This window comes from Chitinimonas koreensis (assembly GCF_014353015.1).
Classification (GTDB): Bacteria; Pseudomonadota; Gammaproteobacteria; order Burkholderiales; family Chitinimonadaceae; genus Chitinimonas; species Chitinimonas koreensis.
Genome location: NZ_CP060704.1, coordinates 5004106 through 5022861, shown reverse-complemented (window position 1 = coordinate 5022861; position 18756 = coordinate 5004106). Strand labels below are relative to the sequence as shown.

At 70.0% G+C, this 18756-nt stretch carries 14 protein-coding genes and 1 pseudogene; 3 read left to right on the top strand and 12 right to left on the bottom strand.

From position 1 onward, the window contains the following. Positions 1-275: 275 nt before the first annotated feature. The 4 genes from H9L41_RS21175 to yedA all read right to left on the bottom strand — a co-directional run bounded on the left by H9L41_RS21175 (position 276) and on the right by yedA (position 5739). Positions 276-1862, bottom strand: coding sequence for an FAD-binding oxidoreductase (locus H9L41_RS21175; RefSeq protein WP_187523576.1), 1587 nt, complete (start codon positions 1860-1862; stop codon positions 276-278). A gap of 258 nt (positions 1863-2120) precedes the next feature. Next, positions 2121-2648, bottom strand: coding sequence for a hypothetical protein (locus H9L41_RS21170; protein WP_028447654.1), 528 nt, complete (start codon positions 2646-2648; stop codon positions 2121-2123). A 142-nt stretch (positions 2649-2790) separates the two neighbouring features. Then, entirely contained in the window at positions 2791-4314 is a 1524-nt protein-coding gene (gene ilvA / locus H9L41_RS21165) for a threonine ammonia-lyase, biosynthetic (RefSeq protein ID WP_373278956.1), read from the bottom strand. A 549-nt stretch (positions 4315-4863) separates the two neighbouring features. After that, positions 4864-5739 (bottom strand): drug/metabolite exporter YedA, encoded by an 876-nt coding sequence (gene yedA / locus H9L41_RS21160; protein WP_034607926.1) that lies wholly within the window; start codon positions 5737-5739, stop codon positions 4864-4866. Between the two features lie 90 nt (positions 5740-5829). Between yedA and H9L41_RS21155 the strand changes: the two genes are divergently transcribed. Beyond that, positions 5830-7410: a two-component system sensor histidine kinase NtrB gene (locus tag H9L41_RS21155; RefSeq protein WP_028447652.1), complete on the top strand. Its 1581-nt coding sequence runs from the start codon at positions 5830-5832 to the stop codon at positions 7408-7410. Beyond that, positions 7407-8762: a sigma-54-dependent transcriptional regulator gene (locus H9L41_RS21150; RefSeq protein WP_028447651.1), complete on the top strand. Its 1356-nt coding sequence runs from the start codon at positions 7407-7409 to the stop codon at positions 8760-8762. Before H9L41_RS21155 ends, H9L41_RS21150 begins: the two co-directional genes overlap by 4 nt. 219 nt (positions 8763-8981) lie before the next feature. On the opposite strand, the gene H9L41_RS21145 is transcribed toward H9L41_RS21150, so the two are convergent. From H9L41_RS21145 to H9L41_RS21130, 4 genes and pseudogenes are all read right to left on the bottom strand, one after another. Next, complete coding sequence (locus H9L41_RS21145) at positions 8982-9614, bottom strand: porin family protein (RefSeq protein WP_028447650.1); 633 nt, start codon at positions 9612-9614, stop codon at positions 8982-8984. A 123-nt stretch (positions 9615-9737) separates the two neighbouring features. Then, positions 9738-11006 carry an Hsp70 family protein gene (locus H9L41_RS21140; protein ID WP_028447649.1) on the bottom strand — a complete coding sequence of 423 codons (1269 nt, stop codon included), beginning with the start codon at positions 11004-11006 and terminating at the stop codon, positions 9738-9740. Positions 11007-11288: 282 nt separating this feature from the next. Beyond that, complete coding sequence (gene can / locus H9L41_RS21135) at positions 11289-11933, bottom strand: carbonate dehydratase (RefSeq protein ID WP_028447648.1); 645 nt, start codon at positions 11931-11933, stop codon at positions 11289-11291. Positions 11934-11984: 51 nt separating this feature from the next. Continuing rightward, a pseudogene (locus H9L41_RS21130) lies at positions 11985-12361 on the bottom strand (DUF2237 family protein). A 132-nt stretch (positions 12362-12493) separates the two neighbouring features. On the opposite strand from H9L41_RS21130, the gene H9L41_RS21125 reads away from it, so the two are divergent. Beyond that, positions 12494-13711: an aspartate aminotransferase type Ic gene (locus H9L41_RS21125; RefSeq protein WP_028447646.1), complete on the top strand. Its 1218-nt coding sequence runs from the start codon at positions 12494-12496 to the stop codon at positions 13709-13711. A 77-nt stretch (positions 13712-13788) separates the two neighbouring features. On the opposite strand, the gene H9L41_RS21120 is transcribed toward H9L41_RS21125, so the two are convergent. From H9L41_RS21120 to H9L41_RS21105, 4 genes are all read right to left on the bottom strand, one after another. Then, positions 13789-15087: an MFS transporter gene (locus H9L41_RS21120; protein ID WP_051319366.1), complete on the bottom strand. Its 1299-nt coding sequence runs from the start codon at positions 15085-15087 to the stop codon at positions 13789-13791. Between the two features lie 345 nt (positions 15088-15432). Then, positions 15433-15648 (bottom strand): MbtH family protein, encoded by a 216-nt coding sequence (locus H9L41_RS21115; protein WP_028447645.1) that lies wholly within the window; start codon positions 15646-15648, stop codon positions 15433-15435. 39 nt (positions 15649-15687) lie between these two features. Beyond that, positions 15688-18261 carry a methyltransferase domain-containing protein gene (locus H9L41_RS21110; protein ID WP_051319336.1) on the bottom strand — a complete coding sequence of 858 codons (2574 nt, stop codon included), beginning with the start codon at positions 18259-18261 and terminating at the stop codon, positions 15688-15690. Between the two features lie 146 nt (positions 18262-18407). Continuing rightward, positions 18408-18749 (bottom strand): hypothetical protein, encoded by a 342-nt coding sequence (locus H9L41_RS21105; RefSeq protein WP_034607924.1) that lies wholly within the window; start codon positions 18747-18749, stop codon positions 18408-18410. Between the last annotated feature and the right edge of the window lie 7 nt (positions 18750-18756).

Genomic DNA, 18756 nt, shown 5'->3' with positions numbered 1-18756 from the left:
TGGATCGGGTCGTCGATTCTAGCCCAATTGTTGCGCTGCATCGAACGGAATGGCGACTTTTCCTTGTATTGCTGGGTTCGTAAAACCCTATTTAAAACAATGTTTTGCTGTGGATTGGTTGACGTTCGCGTCAGTCTGGCGTGCGAAAAGTTGAGCGCTTGCTTGGTGCGAGATGCACCTTTCCGACCGGCCGCTTGGCCGGGAACGTGTCGTAGGTCGGAATTCATTTCCGACTGCGCCCTTTATTCGCAGCGCCGTCGGAAATGAATTCCGACCTACATCACGGGGCAGCGTCCTTGCAATGCGATTTCAGCGCGCGGGATGTGTTGTGGGCCTCGGAATACCTCGCTCGGGTCGTACTGCGCCTTCACCTGCACCAGCCGCGCGTAGTTGGCGCCGTAGTAGGCGGCCGGCCAGTCGGCGATCAGCGGGTCGATGTAGTTGACGTAGGCGCCGCCCGAGCTCCACGGCCTCATCGTCGCGCGCATCCCGTTCGACCAGGTCGGCGCCGGGCCGGCCAGCGCGGCGTTCATGTAGTACTCGGCGCTGAACAGCGCGGCGCGGTGCGGGAAGGCGGTCGCATCGGGCGCCACCCGGCCCAGTGCGCCGCCCATCGCGTCGAGCAGGATCTGGCCGCCGATGCCGCCGGCCTGGGCGCTGCGGATCGCCTGCAGCAGCGCTTCGATGCCGGCCGCCGGCAGCGGCCGGTCGAAGAAGTCGGAGCTCGAGGCGAACGGGTAGCGCTGCAGCTGGCCGTCCGGCGTCTGGCCGGGCATATGGCATTGCGACACGGTGCGGCCGCCGCACATCGCCAGCATGGTGTCGCGATAGCTGCGCTGCACCACGTTCGAGCCCAGCGGCGCGGCCCCGATCGTGGCCAGCAGGCGGGCCCAGTGCGGCGCCAGCTCGTCCGGCGTGCCGATGCAGACGCCCGACAACTGCAGCACCGGCGCGCTGGCCGGGTTGAAGAAGGAGAAGATCAGGTAGGACCAGATGGCGTCGGGCAGGCCGTCCGGCCAGGCCTGCCAGGCGGCCAGCACGCGGGCGGCGTCGTCGAAGCGGAAGGTGGCCTCGAACTGGGTCAGGTCGCGCGTCGGATGGGTCTTGAAGGTGAACGCGGTGACCACGCCGAAATTGCCGCCGCCGCCGCCGCGCAGCGCCCAGAACAGCTCGGGCTCGCGCGTCGCGTCGCAGTCGAGCAGGCGGCCGTCGGCGGTGACCACCTGGGCGGCCAGCAGGTTGTCGCAGGTCAGGCCGTAGGCGCGGTCGACCAGGCCGATGCCGCCGCCCAGCGTGATGCCGGCGATGCCGACGCTGGGGCAGGTGCCCGACGGAATGGCCACGCCCTGGCCGATCAACTGGTCGTAGACGTCGGCCAGCTTGGCGCCGGCGCCGATGGTGGCGGTGCCGGCATCGACCCGGATGGCGTTCATCGGGCCGACGTCGATCACCACGCCGGTACCGGTCGAGTAACCGCCGAAGCCGTGGCCGCCGCAGCGCGGCGTGACGGCCAGCCCGTTGGCGCGGACGAAGGCCAGCACCTCGGCGACGTCGGCCGCGCTGGCGCAGCGGGCGATCGCCTGCGGCCGGACCGCGTCGAAGCGCATGTTGACCACCGGCGCGGCCAGGCCGTAGTCGGCGTCGGCCGGCAGGATCAGCCGGCCGCTCAGGCGGCGGGACAGGCCGGACCAGTCGAGGCCGGGCTGCGGCGTCGGCACCGGGGTCGGATTCGGTGTCGGCGCCGGGGCGGCGTCGCCGCCTCCGCCGCAGCCGTACAGTGCCGAGGCGGCCATGGCGCCGGCCAGGCCGAGGAAACGTCGTCGATCGAGGCCGTCGGCGCGGCCTGGGGGAGGGGTCTGCATGCTCATCTTCCTGGGTTCGTCGCCGCTCTGGGGGCGGCGTGCGCGCGCGTCGGGCGACGGCGCAGGTCAGGGTAGATGCTGGTTCGCGGCTTCGGAAGTTTGTAGGCGAAGGCTTTCGACTACGTTTTCGGCGGGCGGGACGCGGGCTGGCGGACGGGGTGTCGCGGCCGGCTTGCAGGTGGGGCGGAGGTGGCTGGCGCTGCCGCTCGAATGCGGGCGTCGACCGGCAGCGTCGGCCGAATGCCTGCCGGCGAACCCTCAGTCGCACACCTGCTTGGGCATGGTCTTGCACATCGGGCTCGGATCGCCCGGTGGACAGATGTTGCCGGCGTTGCGCTTCATCAGCCGCTGCAAGTGCTTGAAGGCGCGACCCTGCACGTAGAAGCCGAAACCGTCGTTGAGCGACCAGCGCACGCCGCCGCCGGTCGAGTTGCCGCCGTCGCGGTTGAGGCAGACCGCGCTGTTGTCGGACGCCGCGCGCGCCTGCTCCTCGAACGAGCGGACCAGTTGCTCGTTGGCGATTTCCTCGGGGGTCTTGCGGTGCAGGTCCTGCAGCGGCTTGGCGCGCGACAGCGGCTCGCTGTAGCTGCGGAAGATCGGCGACAGCACGCGCGCCGGCACGCGTTCGTCTTCGCCGTCGAGGTCGTCCATGCTCAGGTCGAGCGCCTTGGGCGGGGTGGCCGGCTGGCCGGCGGGCGGGCGGATGCGCTCGGCGGGACCGGCCAGCACGCCGCAACCGGCGCAGAGCGCGGCGAGGCGAAGGCAGCGGAACAGGAAGACGCGCATCGCAAATCCCGACGTCATGATGGGCGGGACTATAGGGTGCGCGTCCCGCTTTGCCAATCGGCCCGGCGGCGATCGCCGGGCCCTCCATCGGTGGGACTGCGCCGCCGCACCGGCGTTCAACCGGAGCGGCGTGCCGCGGCGTTCAGCCGAGGAACAGCGCGTAGGCCGGGTTGTCGCGCTCGTCGCGGTACTGGTAGCCGAGCTCGTCGAGGAAGCGCTGCAGCGCGGCTTCCTCGGCCGGCGGCACCTGCATGCCGACCAGCACGCGGCCGAAGTCGGCGCCGTGGTTGCGGTAATGGAACAGGCTGATGTTCCAGCCGCGGCCCATATGGGTGAGGAAGTTGAGCAGCGCGCCCGGCCGCTCGGGAAATTCGAAGCGGTAGACCAGCTCGTGCTCGATCTGCGGCGCGCGGCCGCCGACCAGGTGGCGGATGTGCAGCTTGGCCATCTCGTTGTCGGTCAGGTCGAGCGCCTTGAAGCCGGCGGCGTTCAGCTGCTCCACCAGCTCGGCCGCCTGCCGCCGCGCCTCGATCTTCACGCCGACGAAGATGTGCGCCTCGTTCGGATCGGCCGCGCGGTAGTTGAACTCGGTGATGGCGCGGTTGCCCAGCCGCTCGCAGAAGGCGCGGAAGCTGCCCGGCTGCTCGGGGATGGTGACCGCCAGGATGGCCTCGCGCGCCTCGCCGATCTCGGCGCGCTCGCTGACGTGGCGCAGCCGGTCGAAGTTCATGTTGGCGCCGCTGGCGATGGCCAGCAGCGTCTCGCCTTCTGCGCCCTCGCGCGCGGCCCAGGCCTTGAGCCCGGCCAGCGCCAGCGCGCCCGACGGCTCGAGGATCGAGCGGCTGTCCTCGAACACGTCCTTGATCGCGCCGCACATCGCGTCGGTATCGACCAGGATGATCTCGTCGAGCACCTGGCGGCACAGCCGGAAGGTCTCCTCGCCGACCTGTTTGACCGCCACGCCGTCGGCGAACAGGCCGACCTGGTCGAGCGTGACGCGTTCGCCCGCTTCGATCGAGCGGCGCATCGCGTCGCTGTCGACCGGCTCGACGCCGATCACGCGGATGTCGGGCCGCAGCCGCTTGACGTAGTAGCCCAGGCCGGCCGCCAGCCCGCCGCCGCCGATCGGCACGAAGATCGCGTGGATCGGGTCGGGGTGCTGGCGCAGGATCTCCATGCCGACCGTGCCTTGGCCGGCGATCACGTCGGGATCGTCGAACGGCGGCACGTAGGTGGCGCCGGTCTGCTGCACCAGTTCCATCGCATGGGCGTAGGCGTCGCTGTAGGAGTCGCCGTGCAGCACCACCTCGGCGCCGCGGCGGCGCACGCCGTCGACCTTGATCGAGGGCGTGGTGGCCGGCATCACGATGACGGCGCGGCAGCCGAGCTTCTGCGCCGAGTAGGCCACGCCCTGGGCATGGTTGCCGGCCGAGGCGGTGATCACGCCGCGCTCGAGCTTCTCCTTGGGCAGCCTCGAGAGGCTGTTGTAGGCGCCGCGCAGCTTGTAGGTGAACACCGGCTGCATGTCCTCGCGCTTGAGCAGGATGCGGTTGCCGATGCGGGCCGACAGGATCGGCATCTCCTCGAGCGGGGTTTCGACGGCGGCGTCGTAGACGCGGGCGGTGAGGATGCGTTCGAGGTAGTCGGTGGCGGCCATGGCGGGCATGTGGGGCAGGCAGGGAAGCGAAAGGGAAGCCTGGAACCTAGCAGGATTCGGCAGGGGCGACGAGTTGCCGCGAACGTCATAGATGGGTGAGGTGTGAGGCGTGAGGCGTGAGGTGTAACCCCATCCCCACCCCAGCCCTCCCCTTGAAGGGGAGGGAGCCGTGTAGCGTAGCGGATAAGCCGTAGCGCACTGCACGGGCGATCGCCGCACTTCGTTGATCGCTGCGCCGCATTCTTCGGCGATCACTGCACCACCCTCTCCCTCCGGGAGAGGGCAGGGTGAGGGGCGACGGTTCAGATGTGCTGCAGGTCGGTGGGCGCGCTACAGGCGCTCCCTCACCCCGGTCCGCTCCCGGAGGGAGAGGGGCTGTGCGCAGGCCGGGTACACAGGGGTTTGATTTCACGCGATTCAGAACCGCTTGCGCCTGCCGAGTTACCTCACACCTCACACCTCACACCTCACACCTCACACCTCACACCTCACACCTCACACCTCACACCTCACACCTCACACCTCACACCTCACACCTCACACCTCACACCTCACACCTCACACCCCTCGCCGCGCCGCCGCCCAGCCGATCAGCGCCACGCCGGCCAGGATCACCGCGATGCCGGCCAGCAGCGGCCAGCCGACCGCCTCGTTGCCCAGGCTCCAGCCGAGGAACAGCGCCACCACCGGGTTGACGTAGCAGGAGCTGGTGGCCAGCGCCGGCCGCACGTTGCGCAGCAGCCAGACGAAGGCCGAATAGGCCACGATCGAGCCGAACGCAGCGAGGTAGAGCAGGGCGCCGATGGCGGCCGGCGTCGGCGCGGCGGGGAAGCGCTCGCCCGACAGCAGCGCCGCCGGCAGCGCGACCAGGCCGCCGGCCAGCATCTGCAGCGCGGCCGACATCGGCCCTTCCGGCAGGTCGAGCCGCGGCATCAGCGCCGAAGCGATCGCCCACGACAGGCAGGCGGCGATCACCAGCGCGAAGCCGCGCGGATCGCCGGCCAGGCTGGCGTCGAGATTGATCAGCACGATGCCGGCGACGCCCAGGCCCAGGCCGGCCCACTCGATGCCGCGGGCGCGGCTGCCGAGCGCCTGGTTGGCCAGCACGGTCAGCAGCGGCGTGGCCGCCACGATCAGCGCGGCGGCGCCCGAGGGCACGGTCTGCTCGGCGACGCAGACCAGGCCGTTGCCGATGGTCAGCATCATGAAACCGAGCAGCGCGGTATTGCCGAGCTGGCGCCGGCTCGGCCACGGCGCGCCGGCCAGCTTGACGATGGCCAGCAGCACCGCGCCGGCCAGCAGGTAGCGGGTGCCGGACAGGATGAAGGGCGGGAAGCTTTCGAGCGCGAAGCGGATGCCGAGGTAGGTGGAGCCCCAGATCAGCCAGGTGGCGGCGAGGCAGAGCGGAACGACGAAGCGGGCGGGAAGCTGCATAGGCCGCGCAGCTTATCACCGCGGCCCGGTGTGTTTTCCGCGCGGCCGGTATATAAACCGCTGTTGCCTACCGTCTCCCGCTTCCTTGCCATGCCGCGCGCCCGTCCCGACGTTCCCGACGACTTCTGGCGTTCCGCCAAGGTCTTCAACCTGTTCCGCGCGCTGATCGCGCTCGCGCTGGCGGCCACCGCCTGGTTCTTCGGCCACCGCTTCTTCCCCGGCTCCGACGATCGCACCGCGCTGTTGTGGCTGGCCGCCGTCTACCTGGCGATCACCGCCGGCTACGGCCTGTGCCTGCGGCTGCGCTGGCCGCATTTCCGCGTGCTGCTGTCGATCCAGGTCTGCACCGACATCGTCTGCATCGTCGGCGCCATGCACCTGGCCGGCGGCCTGCGCACCGGCATCGCGCTGCTGCTGCTGCCCTTCCTCGCCTCGGCCGGGCTGATCAGCCGCGGCCGCACCACGCTGTTCCACGCCGCCATGGCGACCATCGCGCTGCTGCTGCAGCAGGGCTACCAGTCGCTGGTCGACGGCGGCAGCGCCGACCTGTTCCAGGCCGGCCTGCTGTCGATCGGCTGCTTCGCCACCGCCTGGCTCGCGCACCGGCTGTCGCGCTACGCCACCGAATCGGAGCGGCTGGCCGAGAAGCGCGGCATCGACCTGGCCAACATGGCGCAGATCAACCGGCTGGTGATCCAGGACGTGTCGGACGGCGTGCTGGTGCTGGACGGCTCCGGCGTGGTGCGGCAGTACAACCAGCGCGCCGAGCGCATGCTCGGGCCGGGCATGACCGCCGGCAAGACGGTGCTGGCCGAATTCTGCCCGCCGCTGGCGCGTGCGCTGACCGAGTGGCGCGAAGGGCACAGCATGCTGCCGCTCGACCTGGACGTGACGCGCCAGACCGTGCGGCCGCGCTTCATGCCGGTGCAGGTCGGCGCCTCGGCCACCGGCGCGGTGATCTTCCTCGAGGACACCGAGCGGCTGCGGCGCGAGGCGCAGCAGATGAAGCTCGCCGCGCTCGGCCGGCTGACCGCCAACATCGCCCACGAGATCCGCAATCCGCTGTCGGCCATCGGCCACGCCGCCCAGCTGCTGGCCGAGGAGGCCGACGACCCGGCCGCGCTCAGGCTCACCCGCATCATGGTCGACAACACCCGCCGGCTCGACCGCATGGTGCGCGCCATCCTCGACCTGAACCGGCGCGACCGCGCCGAGCCGGTCGACCTGCGGCTGCACGACTGGCTGCTGGCCTTCATCGCCGAATTCCGCGAGGTCGAGGGCATCGCCGCGCTGCTCGGCATCGACTGTCCGCACGGCGCGGTGGCGCGCTTCGACGAGGGCCAGCTGCACCAGGTGCTGTGGAACTTGTGCCGCAACGGCTGGCGCTACTGCTCGCGCCACGACGGCGCGCTGCGGCTGGTGGTGGCGCGGATCGGCGACCAGTGGGCGCTGGAGGTGCGCGACGACGGGCCCGGCATCGCCGCCGAGGACGTCGCCAAGCTGTTCGAGCCGTTCTTCACCACCGACGCCAAGGGCACCGGCCTGGGCCTCTACATCGCCCGCGAAATTTGTGCTGGAAATGACAGTGTGCTGGAATATGTCGCTGCGCCGCCGCACGCCAAACCGGGCGGCGCCTGTTTCCGCATCACTTTCCCGGCCCGCCCCGCATGAGCAAGAAACCCTCCAAGTCCCCCCGCGTCCTGGTCGTCGACGACGAGCCCGACCTGCGCGAGCTGGTCGAGCTGACGCTGTTGAAGATGGGGCTCGACGTGGAGACCGCCGACGGCGTGGCCGGCGCCCGCGCGCGGCTCGACGCCGGCGGCATCGACCTGTGCCTGACCGACATGCGCATGCAGGACGGCTCGGGACTCGACCTGCTGCGCCACATCGAGAGCCGCGGCATGGACGTGCCGGTGGCGGTGATCACCGCCTACGGCAGCCTCGACAACGCGGTCGAGGCGCTCAAGGCCGGCGCCTTCGACTACCTGGCCAAGCCGGTCTCGCTCGACCAGCTGCGCACGCTGGTGCGTTCGGCGCTCGAGGTCGACAAGCCGGCCGGCAAGCCCGGCGCGGTCGGCGACAAGCCCTTCATCGGCGATTCGCCGGCGATCCGCCACGCCCTGCAGCTGATCGACCGGCTGGCGCGCAGCCAGGCGCCGGTCTACATCACCGGCGAATCGGGCAGCGGCAAGGAGCGTGCCGCGCGGCTGATCCACGCCCAGTCGAGCCGTTCCGCGCAGGCCTTCGTGCCGGTCAACTGCGGCGCGATCCCCGAGAACCTGATGGAGAGCGAGTTCTTCGGCCACAAGAAGGGCGCCTTCACCGGTGCCGACGGCGAGCGCGACGGCTTCTTCCAGGCGGCCGAGGGCGGCACGCTGTTCCTCGACGAGGTGGCCGACCTGCCGCTGGGCATGCAGGTGAAGCTCTTGCGGGTGATCCAGGAAAAGCGCGTGCGCAAGCTCGGCGACACGCGCGAGGTGCCGGTCGACGTGCGCATCGTCTGCGCCACCCACCAGGACCTGGCCAAGTGCGTCGAGGACGGCCGCTTCCGCCAGGATCTCTACTACCGGCTCAACGTGATCGAGCTGAAGATGCCGGCCCTGCGCGAGATGCGCGAGGACATCGCCCAGATCGCCCATGGCGTGCTGGCGCGGCTGGCGCAGCAGAACGGCATGGACGAGCCGCCGCTGGCGCGCGACGCGATCGAGGCGCTGACCGCCTACGACTTCCCCGGCAATGTGCGCGAACTGGAGAACATCCTCGAACGCGCGCTGGCGCTGTGCGACGGCCAGCGCATCAGCGCCGACGACCTGCAGCTGCGCCGTACCGACGACGACGGCCCGCTGCCCTCGGCCGCCATCGGCGACAAGTACCCGCTGCAGGACTACCTCGACCGGATGGAGAAGGAAGCGATCCTCGAGGCGCTCGACAAGACCCGCTTCAACCGCACCCAGGCGGCCAAGATCCTCGGCGTCACCTTCCGCTCGCTGCGCTACCGGATGGAGCGGCTGGGGATCAATTGAAGACCGAAGCGGCCGGACGATCGCCCAGCAAAAAGCCCCGCCTTGATCAGGCGGGGCTTTTTTGCGGTTACGACCGGGCGAAACGGTGGCCGACTTTCGCAGGTCGGGCTTGATGCCCGATAGCGCCGCCAACCGAGTGCGCCAGTCGGGCATGAAGCCCGACCTACCCAACCCGCTTCGCCGGAGCGATGGACGATTGGAGCGCTTCGGCCGCCGCGATCAGAACACGCCGGTCACGAAGAAGCCGAGGTGCGAGCCGTCGGTCTCTTCCGCCACCGTGACCGACTGGCCGTTCAGGCTGTAGCGCTCGGCCTTGTAGGTTTCCTTGACCAGGCGGCCGTTGAGCCACAGCTTGTCGTTGAGCTGGTAGCCGGCTTCGAGCACCAGGCCGGTGGTGTTCTTGAAGTCCACCGTTTCCTTGCGGCCTTCGAACTCGACCTTGACCTTGGCGTTCTGCACGAAGCGCGGGCCGACGCCGAAGCGCCAGCGTTCCACGCCGGTGTAGTAGGCGATCGCCTCCAGCGGCATGCGGGTGAAGTAGGCGTCGCCGTTCTTGGCGCCGGCGCGGTCGAAGTGATAGTTGTAGGTCAGCTGCAGGGCGAACGGCTGCTCGCTCGGTTGCAGCAGCACGCCGGCGCCGACCTGGAACAGCGAACCGCCGCGCAGATCGTAGGAGCTGCCGTTGGTGTATTCGACCGAGGCCATCTTCTCGCCGCCGTAGGTCAGGCCGCCGTGGACGACGAAGCTCACGTTGCGCGGATTGTCGGCTTCGCCGGCCAGCGCGGGCGTGGCGGCCAGCAGTGCGGTGGTGCCCATTGCAGCGATCAGCATCGATTGCATGGTTTTCTTCATGGTTCTTCTCCCTTTATGTACGAACGTTCATGAATGTGAATGGATTCAATCCCGCGCCGCGGCTGCGGGCGGGGTGCGGATTATATTATTGAGAAGGGGGGCTTGTCGCCGTGGACGTGGCGATCAATCGGGTCCGTAGCGCCGCATCGCCTCGACCGCCAGGCCGGCGCCGATGCTGCCGAACAGGTCGCCCTCGACCGCGCGCGCGGCCGGCAGTAGCGCGGCGATGCGGCGGCGCAGCTGCGGCACGCCGCTGGAGCCGCCGGTGAAGAATACGGTGTCGATCTTGCCGGCGGCGAGGCCGGCATCGGCCAGGAGGCCGGCCACGGTGTGCTCGACCTGGTCGACCAGCAGCGCGGTGGCGTCCTCGAACACCGCGCGGTCGACCACGTGGCTCAGGCCTTCGCGGATGCGGTCGAGCGCCATGGTGGTGGATTCGGCGTCGGACAGCGCGATCTTGGCCTGCTCGACCTGCAGCGCCAGCCAGTGGCCCTCGCGGTGCTCGATCACGCGCAACAGCCGGTCGAGCTTGTCCTGCTCGCGCGCGTCGCGGTAGACCTCCTGCAATTCCATCCAGATCTTGCGCGTGTAGTTGAAGTTGATGGTGTGCCAGGTCGCCAGGTTGAAGAAGTAGCTCGACGGCACCTCGGAGTTGTTGCGCAGCCGGCTGCCCAGGCCCAAGAGCGGCATCACGCCGCGCAGGCTCAGGTACTTGTCGAAGTCGGTGCCGCCGACATGCACGCCGGCGTTGGCCAGCAAGTCGTCCTGCCGCTCGGCGCGGCGCGCGCGCTCGGGCGACAGCCGCACCAGCGAGAAGTCCGAGGTGCCGCCGCCGATGTCGGCGATCAGCACCAGCTCCTCGCGGTCGATATCCTGCTCGTAATGGAAGGCCGCCGCGATCGGCTCGAACTGGAAGCTGACCTCGCGAAAGCCCACTGCGCGCGCGGTGGCGGCCAGCGTCTCCTCGGCCTGGCGGTCGGCGGCCGGGTTGTCGTCGACGAAATGCACCGGCCGGCCGAACACCGCGGTATCGAAGTCGCGGTCGGCGCTTTGCTCGGCGCGCAGCTTGAGTTCGCCGATGAAGCGGGCCAGCAGTTCGCGGAACGGCAGCGCGCGGCCGAGCACCTCGGTCTGGCCGTCGATCAGGCTCGAGCCGAGCAGGCTCTTGAGCGAGCGCATCAGCCGGCCTTCGTAGCCGTCGAGGTATTCGGCCAAGGCGTGGCGGCCGAAGCAGGTGCTGTCTTCCTCGGCGTTGAAGAACACCACCGAGGGCAGCGTGGCCTTGCCGTCCTCGAGCGCCAGCAAGGGCGAGGTGCCGGGGCGCAGCCAGCCGGCGGTGGAGTTGGAGGTGCCGAAGTCGATGCCGCAGGCGCGGGCGGATTGGGTGTACATCGTGGCCCTCCGTCAGGAAAAAGGGCGCGGATGCTACTGAAGCGCGGGGGCTTGTCCAGTTTTCTTGTCGGATCAGGAGCTTAAGTGTGAGGAGTTAGGCGTGAGGGGAGGTGTAGCCCCATCCCCTCCCGGCCTCCCCCTCGAAGGGGAGGGGCAGGATTGCGATGGTTCCAAGGTCTGTGACCGTCATTGTCTCGCTGCACAGACTCCCTCCCCTTCAAGGGGAGGGTTGGGGTGGGGATGGGGTTACACCTCACACCTCACACCTAACCCCTCACGCTCTCATCCCTCGCGCTTGAAGAAATCCCGATACAGATCGACCAGCTCCTCCGGCTGGCCGACGCTCATCCCCATGTCGTGCAGCAGGCCGTCCGAGATGCGGTAGACCCAGCCGTGCACCGCGACGTCCTGGCCGCGCGCCCAGGCGTCCTGCACCACCGTGGTCTGGGAGGCGTTGACCACCTGTTCGATCACGTTGAGCTCGCACAGCTTGTCGGCGCGCATCTCGGGCGGGAATTTCTCGATCCAGCGGCTGTGCACCCGGCGCAGGTCGTGGATGTGGCGCAGCCAGTTGTCGGCGAGGCCCACCCGCACGTCGTCGAGCGCCGCCCGCACGCCGGCGCAGCCGTAGTGGCCGCAGACGATCACGTGCTTGACCCGCAGCAGGTCGACCGCGAACTGCAGCGTCGACAGGCAGTTGAGATCCGAATGCACGATCAGGTTGGCGACGTTGCGGTGCACGAACACCTCGCCGGGCAACAGGCCGATCAGCTCGTTGGCCGGCACCCGGCTGTCGGCGCAGCCGATCCACATGTATTCGGGCGTCTGCTGCTTGGCCAGTTGGGCGAAGAACTCGGGCCGCTCCGCCTTGACCTGTTCGGCCCATTGGCGGTTGTTGGCAAAGAGATGGTCGAGCGCTTGGGTCATGGCGATTTCTTTCTCGTTTCGGGTTGTGCTGTTCGTCGGTCGTCGCTGCGCTCAGGCGCCGGGCCGGTCCAGGCCATAGGCGACCAGCGTCTCCAGCGAGACCAGTTCGAGGATGTCCTCATGGGTGGCGGCCAGTACGATCGGCGGCGCCGCGCCCTCCACCAGCGCCTCGACCCAGCGCGCCGCGCAGACGCACCAGCGGTCGCCCGGCTCGAGACCGGCGAAGCCGAACTCGGGCCGCGGGTGGACAGGTCGTTGCCGTGCGCGGCCGAGAAGTCGAGGAACGCCCGCGTCATCTCGGCGCAGACGGTATGGCGGCCCGGATCGGCCGCATCGGCCTGGCAGCAGCCGTCGCGCAGGAAGCCGGTGAGCGGCTCGAGGCTGCAGGTCTCGAGCGGCAGGCCGAGCACGTTGAGGGAGTCGGTCATGGGCGCAGTCAGGCAGGGGAGACGCGCGATTATCGCCGCCGCGCCGGGCGAACGCCAATCGGCCGGATGCGCGCGGCCGTCGGACGTGCCAACATAGCGCCGACTTTTTGCCCGCCGCAGGAAACCCTCCCCATGAACCACGCAGAATCCCTCGCCCAGTATCAATCCTTCAAGGAACTCGGCCTCAAGCTCGACATGTCGCGCGGCAAGCCGGCACCCGAGCAGCTCGACCTCTCGCTGCCGCTGCTCGACGCGCTGCCCGGCTTCAAGGCTGCCGACGGCAGCGACACCCGCAACTACGGCGGCGCGGTCGGCCTGCCTGAAGCGCGCGCGCTGTTCGCCGAGCTGCTCGACCTGCCGGCCGCCCAGGTGGTGGTCGACGGCAACTCCAGCCTCGCGCTGATGCACGACACCCTGGCCTTCGCCATGCTGCACGGCGTGTCGGGCCAGGAGCCGTGGGTGCGCCAGGCGCCGATCTCCTTCCTCTGCCCGGTACCCGGCTACGACCGCCACTTCGCCATCTGCGAAGCGCTCGGCATCCGCATGATCAACGTGCCGATGGGCGACGGCGGCCCCGACATGGACCTGGTCGAGCGCCTGGTCGCCGAGGATGCCGGCATCAAGGGCATGTGGTGCGTGCCCAAGTACAGCAACCCGGGCGGCGTGGTCTACTCGGACGAGACGGTGCGCCGGCTGGCCGCGATGAAGACCGCGGCGCCCGATTTCCGCCTGATGTGGGACGACGCCTACCGCTTCCACCACCTGGGCGAGGAGCGCATCGCCATCGCCAACGTGGTCGAGGCCTGCGCCGCCGCCGGCAACCCGGACCGCGCCATCGTGTTCGCCTCGACCAGCAAGGTGACGCTGGCCGGCGCCGGCCTCGCCGCGCTGGCTTCCTCGCCGGCCAACGTGGCCTGGTGGACGCGCCACGTGTCGGTGCGCACCATCGGCTCGGACAAGGTCAACCAGCTGCGCCATGTGGCCTTCCTCAAGGACCGCGCCGGCGTCGAGGCGCTGATGGAGCGCCATCGCCTGATCCTCAAGCCCAAGTTCGACGCCGTGCTGGCGCAGTTCGAGGCGCTGCTGGGCGGCGTGGCCGACGTGAGCTGGACCCATCCGCAGGGCGGCTACTTCATCGACCTGCTGACCCCGCCGGGCAAGGCGCGCCGCACGGTCGAGCTGGCGCGCGAGGCCGGCATCACGCTGACCCCGGCCGGCGCCGCCTTCCCCTACGGCAAGGACCCATCCGACCGCCACATCCGCATCGCGCCGAGCTTCCCGACGCTGGGCGACATCACCGAGGCGGCGCGCGGCATCGCGCTGTCGCTGCGGGTGGCGATCGGCGAATAAGCACGCCGCTGCTCGCGTCCCCAACGAAAAGCCCCGGACCGGTTCCGGGGCTTTTTGCTGGTCGTTCTGCGCTGCGCTCAGGCCTTGGCTTCGGCCGGCGCCGCCACGAAGGCCGGCTGCCGGCTGGCCCGCTGCGCCAGGATCGGCACCGCCAGCCCGGCCACCGCGAACAGCGCGGCGAAGGTCAGCCAGCCGGCCATGCCCTTCTCCACCACCGCGATCGGCAGCAGGCCCGGCCCGATGATCGCCATCACCGTGGTGCCGAGCGAGTACACGCTCAGGTAGTAGGCGCGCTCGCGCTCCGGCGCCAGGCCGAACGACAGGCCCCAGGCGCCGGCCGACTGCCACAGCTCGCCGAAGGTCAGCACCACCGTGCACAGCAGCAGCAGCGCGCAGGCCAGCCACAGGTTCGGCGTGTCGGTCAGCGCGGCCAGCACGCAGAAGCCGGCCAGCGAGATGCCGGCATAGAGCTGCTTGCGCGCGGCGATGGCGAGCTGGTCGCCGCCGCGGCTGAAGCGCAGCTGCAGCGCTACCGTCAGCACGGTGTTGACTGCCAGCAGCACGCCGACCGAGGCCTTGGGTGCATCGGTCTTGGTCAGGATCCACAGCGGCAGCGCGATGTTCATCGCCGCCGCGTGCAGCGAGAGGAAGCCGTTGAGCAGCGACAGCAGCAGGAAGTTCTTGTCGCGGAATGGCTGGCCCTGCGCCCAGAACGGGCGCCTGGGTTCCGCCTCGCTGCTCTTTTCGGCGCGCGCGGCCGGCGCCGGCAGGCGGGCGAACAGCAGCATCAGCGCCGAGGCGAGGAAGGCCGCGGCGTTGGCGATCAGCAGCGCCTGCATGGCGGTCTTGCCGCCGGCCGCGCCGATGATCAGCGCGACGATGCCGGCCGACAGCGTGTAGGCCACGTTGCGCACCACCGAGACCTTGGAGATGGTCTTGACGTAGGAGGCGCCCTGGGCGATCGAGCCGGCCAGCGCCTGGATGATCGGCCAGACCGCCTGCTCGACCGCGCCGATCAGGCAGGCGACCAGCAGGAACAGGTGGAAGTCGGTGACGAAGGGGTAGACGCAGAAGCAGGCCGCGCGCCAGACCTGCAGGCCGATCAGCGTGCGGCCGGCGCCGACGCGGTCGGCCAGCCGGCCGATCGGCACCGCGCAGGCGAGGCCCACCAGGCCGGCCAGCGACAGGCCGATGCCGACCTGGACGTTGCTGAGCTTGACCACCTGGGTATAGAAGAAGGTGGCGCCGGCCAGGAACAGCCCGCGCCCGACCGCGTCGACGAAGGCGACCAGCAGCAGCGTCGCTTCGGCGCGGTTGTCGGCCAGGCCGGTTTTCTGCCACAGGCGCCGCAACAGGGGCGCTTGCTGTCTTGTCATGTTCATTCCTTGCTTGGTTGGCGACGCAGGGCAGTACTGACCCCCAGATGCGTCGCCCCCAACCCCTCTCCCGTGCACGGGAGAGGGGTTGGGGGCGCCCGGCGCAGGGTGAGGGGGGGCATCAAACCACCGCCCTCGTCCGGTCCTTCGGACCCCCTTCTCCCGCGCGCGGGGGAAGGATTGGAGGCCATTCCGTGGTCAGCGAGTCAAAGCGATAAGCCCCATTCCGATTGCCCGGCCTCCGCACTCGAACGCGCCGGGGGCGCAGTAGAGCAGCACGCAGGCCGGCCGGAAGCTGACATTTCCGACCTTGCAACGAAACGCCCGCCGTGCCGCCCTCGCGGCTCACGCCTCGCCCATCGCCTGCCGCAGGCTCTTCGGCCGCATGTCGGTCCACACCGTCTCGATATGGGCGAGGCAGGCCGCCTTGTCGCCGGCGAAGCCTTCCGCCGTCCAGCCCGCCGGCAGCGGCCGTTCGGCCGGCCAGATCGAATACTGGTCCTCGTGGTTGACGACCACCAGGTAGCGGCGATCGTCGCCGTCTTCGTACTTGTCGCTCATCGCGTCGATTCCTTGGTTCGAATGTTGAAACGTCGTCGCTCAGGCCGGCTTGCGCACCAGCATCACGTACATCTGGCCGTGCAGCGCCGGGAACAGCGCGCGGAACGCCAGGTCGAGGTCGACCAGGTGGCCGATGCGGTTCGGGCCGAACTGCTGCAGGTCGAGCTCGTAGGTGATCGATTCCGGCATCAGGCCGACCGGGCGCAGTTCGTCCACCGTGAAGCCCTGCGCCAGCGCCATCGCCCGCACCTCGCCGCGGGTCGGCGAGTTGCGCCGCATCTCTTCCTTCTGCGCGTGCGAATAGATCGACAGGAAGGTCAGGTGCGGGCACTCGACGTCCCAGGTCGACAGGATGAAGGCGCCGCCGGGCCGCAGGCAGCGGTGGATCTCGGCCAGCACGGTGGCCATGTCGCCGGCCGGGATGTGCGCGGCGGTGCCCATCATGCAGGTGACCAGGTTGAAGCTGGCGTCCTCGAACGGCAGCGCGCGGGCGTCGCCGACCCGGAAGTCGGGGTAGGGCGCGTCGCCGCGCTTCTTCAGCGCGAAGGCGACCGCCTCGGGCTCGATGTCGACGCCGAAGGCCTCGATGCCCATGCCGCTGAACAGGGTCGGGTAGCGGCCGGTGGCGGCGCCGATGTCGAGGCTGCGCTGGAACGGGCCATAGCGCTTGATGCAGTCGAGCACGTGGATCAGCTCGAGCGACTTCTTGGTCTCGTCCTCGGGCACCGAGGCGTCGTAGCGCATGTAGACCGCCTCGTCGTAGTCGAGGCCGGCCTGGCGGCCCGGCGCATCGCGCTCCAGCGCATGCTCGGCGATCACGCTCAGCATGCGCTTGCGGTCCTCGGCGCTGACCGCCAGCTCCTTGGAGCGCGCGCGCAGGATCGGGTGCAGCGACTGGTCGACCTCGGCCAGCCGCGGCACGTCGGGCCCGAGCAAGCCCAGCAGCAGGCTGTCGTACCAGTCGGCGGGAACCGCCGACTTGGCGGGAGCCGTCGACTCGGCCGCTTCGTTCGCATCGTTCAACTCCGCCTCGGCCGCCGCGGCGGCCTCCGGCGTACCGAGCTGCTCGAGCCGGGCGAACACGTCGCGGTAGTCCGGGCTGAAGGTGAACACCACCTCGTAGTACTTGCGCGCCTCGGCCAGCTGGCCGTTGTCCTCGAAGGCGCGGCCCATGCTGTACAGCGTGCGCTTGGCTTCCTCGCCGACGCGCTGCTCGTGGGCGCGGCGGAAGGCCGACTTGGCGGCGAAGCCGAGCCCGGCGCGCGAGAACGCCTCGCCGGCGCGGGTCAGGCCGTCGAGCCGCAGGCGGTCGTCCTGGCCGGCCCAGATGTAGTGCCAGGCGGCCTGGCGGTACTCGCCCTGCGCCTCGAACATGGTGGCCAAGAGGAAATGGCTCTGGTGGTGGCGCGGAAACGCGGCGGTGTCGTCCAGCAGCAGCCGGCGCGCCAGCTCGCTGGCCGCCTCGCGGCCGATGCGCGGGCCCCAGTCCTGCAGCCGGCGCACCGCGTAGTCGATCAGGCCGAGCCGGCGGAAGGCCGCCACCGCGCGCTGGGCGGCGGCCAGCGCCGGCGCGCCCTCGCCGGCGCGCTCGACGGTGTGTTCCAGCCACAGCAGCGAGGCGTTGGCGGCGTCGTCGACGCGGTTGCGCACCAGCCGCAGCGTGCCGTCGCCCGAGCCGACCACCACCAGCGCGCCGTCGGTCGACACCGCGGTGGCCCACACCTCGCCGCCGGCGTCGAGCGACCACAGCAGCCGGCCCTCGCCGTTGACCAGGTAGGCGCGGCCGTCGAACGAGCCGAGCGCGGCCAGGCCCTGGGCCGATACGGCGGCGCCGCAGATCGGCCGCTGCGAGATCACCTCGGTGTACAGCACCGGCTCCTCGGCATGCGGCCGCAGCAGCATGGCGCGGCCGTCGCGCAGGCCGGCCACGCCGCGGCTGCCGTCGCGCGACAGCGCGGTGTGGTAGGCGCCGCTGCCGCTGGCGTACTCGGACAGCGCGGTCATGCCGCCGTCGAGCAGCACCACCGACTGGTCGTAGGCGGCCGCCAGGATGCGGTCGCCGTAGGCCGACATCGCCACGCCGTAGACGCCGGCCTCGCCCAGCCGCTTGCGGGCGCGTTCCTCGAAGCGGCCGTCGGCGGCCTCGAACACGTAGGCCTGGTTGTTCCAGCAGCCGGCCGCCAGCCGGCGGCCGTCGCCGGACAGCGCCACGCTCCAGACCGGCGCGTCGACCTCGAGCTGCCACAGCAGTTCGCCGGCGCGGTCGAACACCGCGATGGCGCCGGCAGCCGGCTGCTTGGCGGCGGTGCCGACCGCGATGCGCGAGGCGTCGTCGGAGATCGCCACCGCCCAGGCTTCGTTGCCGAGTGTGCGCTGCCACAGCAGCTCGCCGGCGGCCGAGAACAGCGCGACCCGGCGGTCGATGCTGGCGGCCGCCACCAGGGTGGCATCGGGCGTGGCGGCCACGCCGATGATGGCGGCGCCCAGGTTGCGCCGCCAGACCTCGGCGTGGGCGGACTCCGGCCAGTCCTCCAGGCGGCCGGGCGTCGCGGATACGGCCGGGCGCAGCGATGCGGCTGCGGACGGCGGGAAGATGTCTTGGATCGTGCTCATGGCGTGACCTCTTGGCTTTTTCAGGGTTGCCCGGCCGTGGCCGGGCGGCGAATCGAAGGTTCTATGCAGGAGCGGCTTTAGCCGCGAATCGTGGCTTGACCGCTGCATTCGCGGCTGAAGCCGCTCCTACGGAAATGCAGACGGCGTCAGAACACCGCGACGCCGGGCTGCACCGCGCTCTTCGGCGTCAGGAAGATGGTCTGGCCGGCTTCGTCGGGAACGCCGAGCACCAGCACCTCGGAGGTTTCCGGCCCCATCTTGCGGGCGGCGAAATTGACCACGCCGATCACCTGCTGGCCGACCAGGGCCTCGGGCGGGTAGTTGCGGAAGGCGCCGCAGGAGACCTTGATGCCGATTTCGGCGCCGAAGTCGATGCGCAGGCGGTAGGTCGGCTTCTTGGTGGCCGCGTCCTCGACCGCGAGGATGCGGCCGACGCGCAGGTCGAGATTGGCGAAATGGTCGAAATCGGCCGTGGCTTTCAGGTTCATGGGGTTC

Coding starts and splice junctions, on each gene's coding strand:
- H9L41_RS21175 (WP_187523576.1), bottom strand. CDS start 1,862: ATGCAGACCCCTCCCCCAGGCCGCGCCGACGGCCTCGATCGACGACGT.
- H9L41_RS21170 (WP_028447654.1), bottom strand. CDS start 2,648: ATGCGCGTCTTCCTGTTCCGCTGCCTTCGCCTCGCCGCGCTCTGCGCC.
- ilvA (WP_373278956.1), bottom strand. CDS start 4,314: ATGCCCGCCATGGCCGCCACCGACTACCTCGAACGCATCCTCACCGCC.
- yedA (WP_034607926.1), bottom strand. CDS start 5,739: ATGCAGCTTCCCGCCCGCTTCGTCGTTCCGCTCTGCCTCGCCGCCACC.
- H9L41_RS21155 (WP_028447652.1), top strand. CDS start 5,830: ATGCCGCGCGCCCGTCCCGACGTTCCCGACGACTTCTGGCGTTCCGCC.
- H9L41_RS21150 (WP_028447651.1), top strand. CDS start 7,407: ATGAGCAAGAAACCCTCCAAGTCCCCCCGCGTCCTGGTCGTCGACGAC.
- H9L41_RS21145 (WP_028447650.1), bottom strand. CDS start 9,614: ATGAAGAAAACCATGCAATCGATGCTGATCGCTGCAATGGGCACCACC.
- H9L41_RS21140 (WP_028447649.1), bottom strand. CDS start 11,006: ATGTACACCCAATCCGCCCGCGCCTGCGGCATCGACTTCGGCACCTCC.
- can (WP_028447648.1), bottom strand. CDS start 11,933: ATGACCCAAGCGCTCGACCATCTCTTTGCCAACAACCGCCAATGGGCC.
- H9L41_RS21125 (WP_028447646.1), top strand. CDS start 12,494: ATGAACCACGCAGAATCCCTCGCCCAGTATCAATCCTTCAAGGAACTC.
- H9L41_RS21120 (WP_051319366.1), bottom strand. CDS start 15,087: ATGACAAGACAGCAAGCGCCCCTGTTGCGGCGCCTGTGGCAGAAAACC.
- H9L41_RS21115 (WP_028447645.1), bottom strand. CDS start 15,648: ATGAGCGACAAGTACGAAGACGGCGACGATCGCCGCTACCTGGTGGTC.
- H9L41_RS21110 (WP_051319336.1), bottom strand. CDS start 18,261: ATGAGCACGATCCAAGACATCTTCCCGCCGTCCGCAGCCGCATCGCTG.
- H9L41_RS21105 (WP_034607924.1), bottom strand. CDS start 18,749: ATGAACCTGAAAGCCACGGCCGATTTCGACCATTTCGCCAATCTCGAC.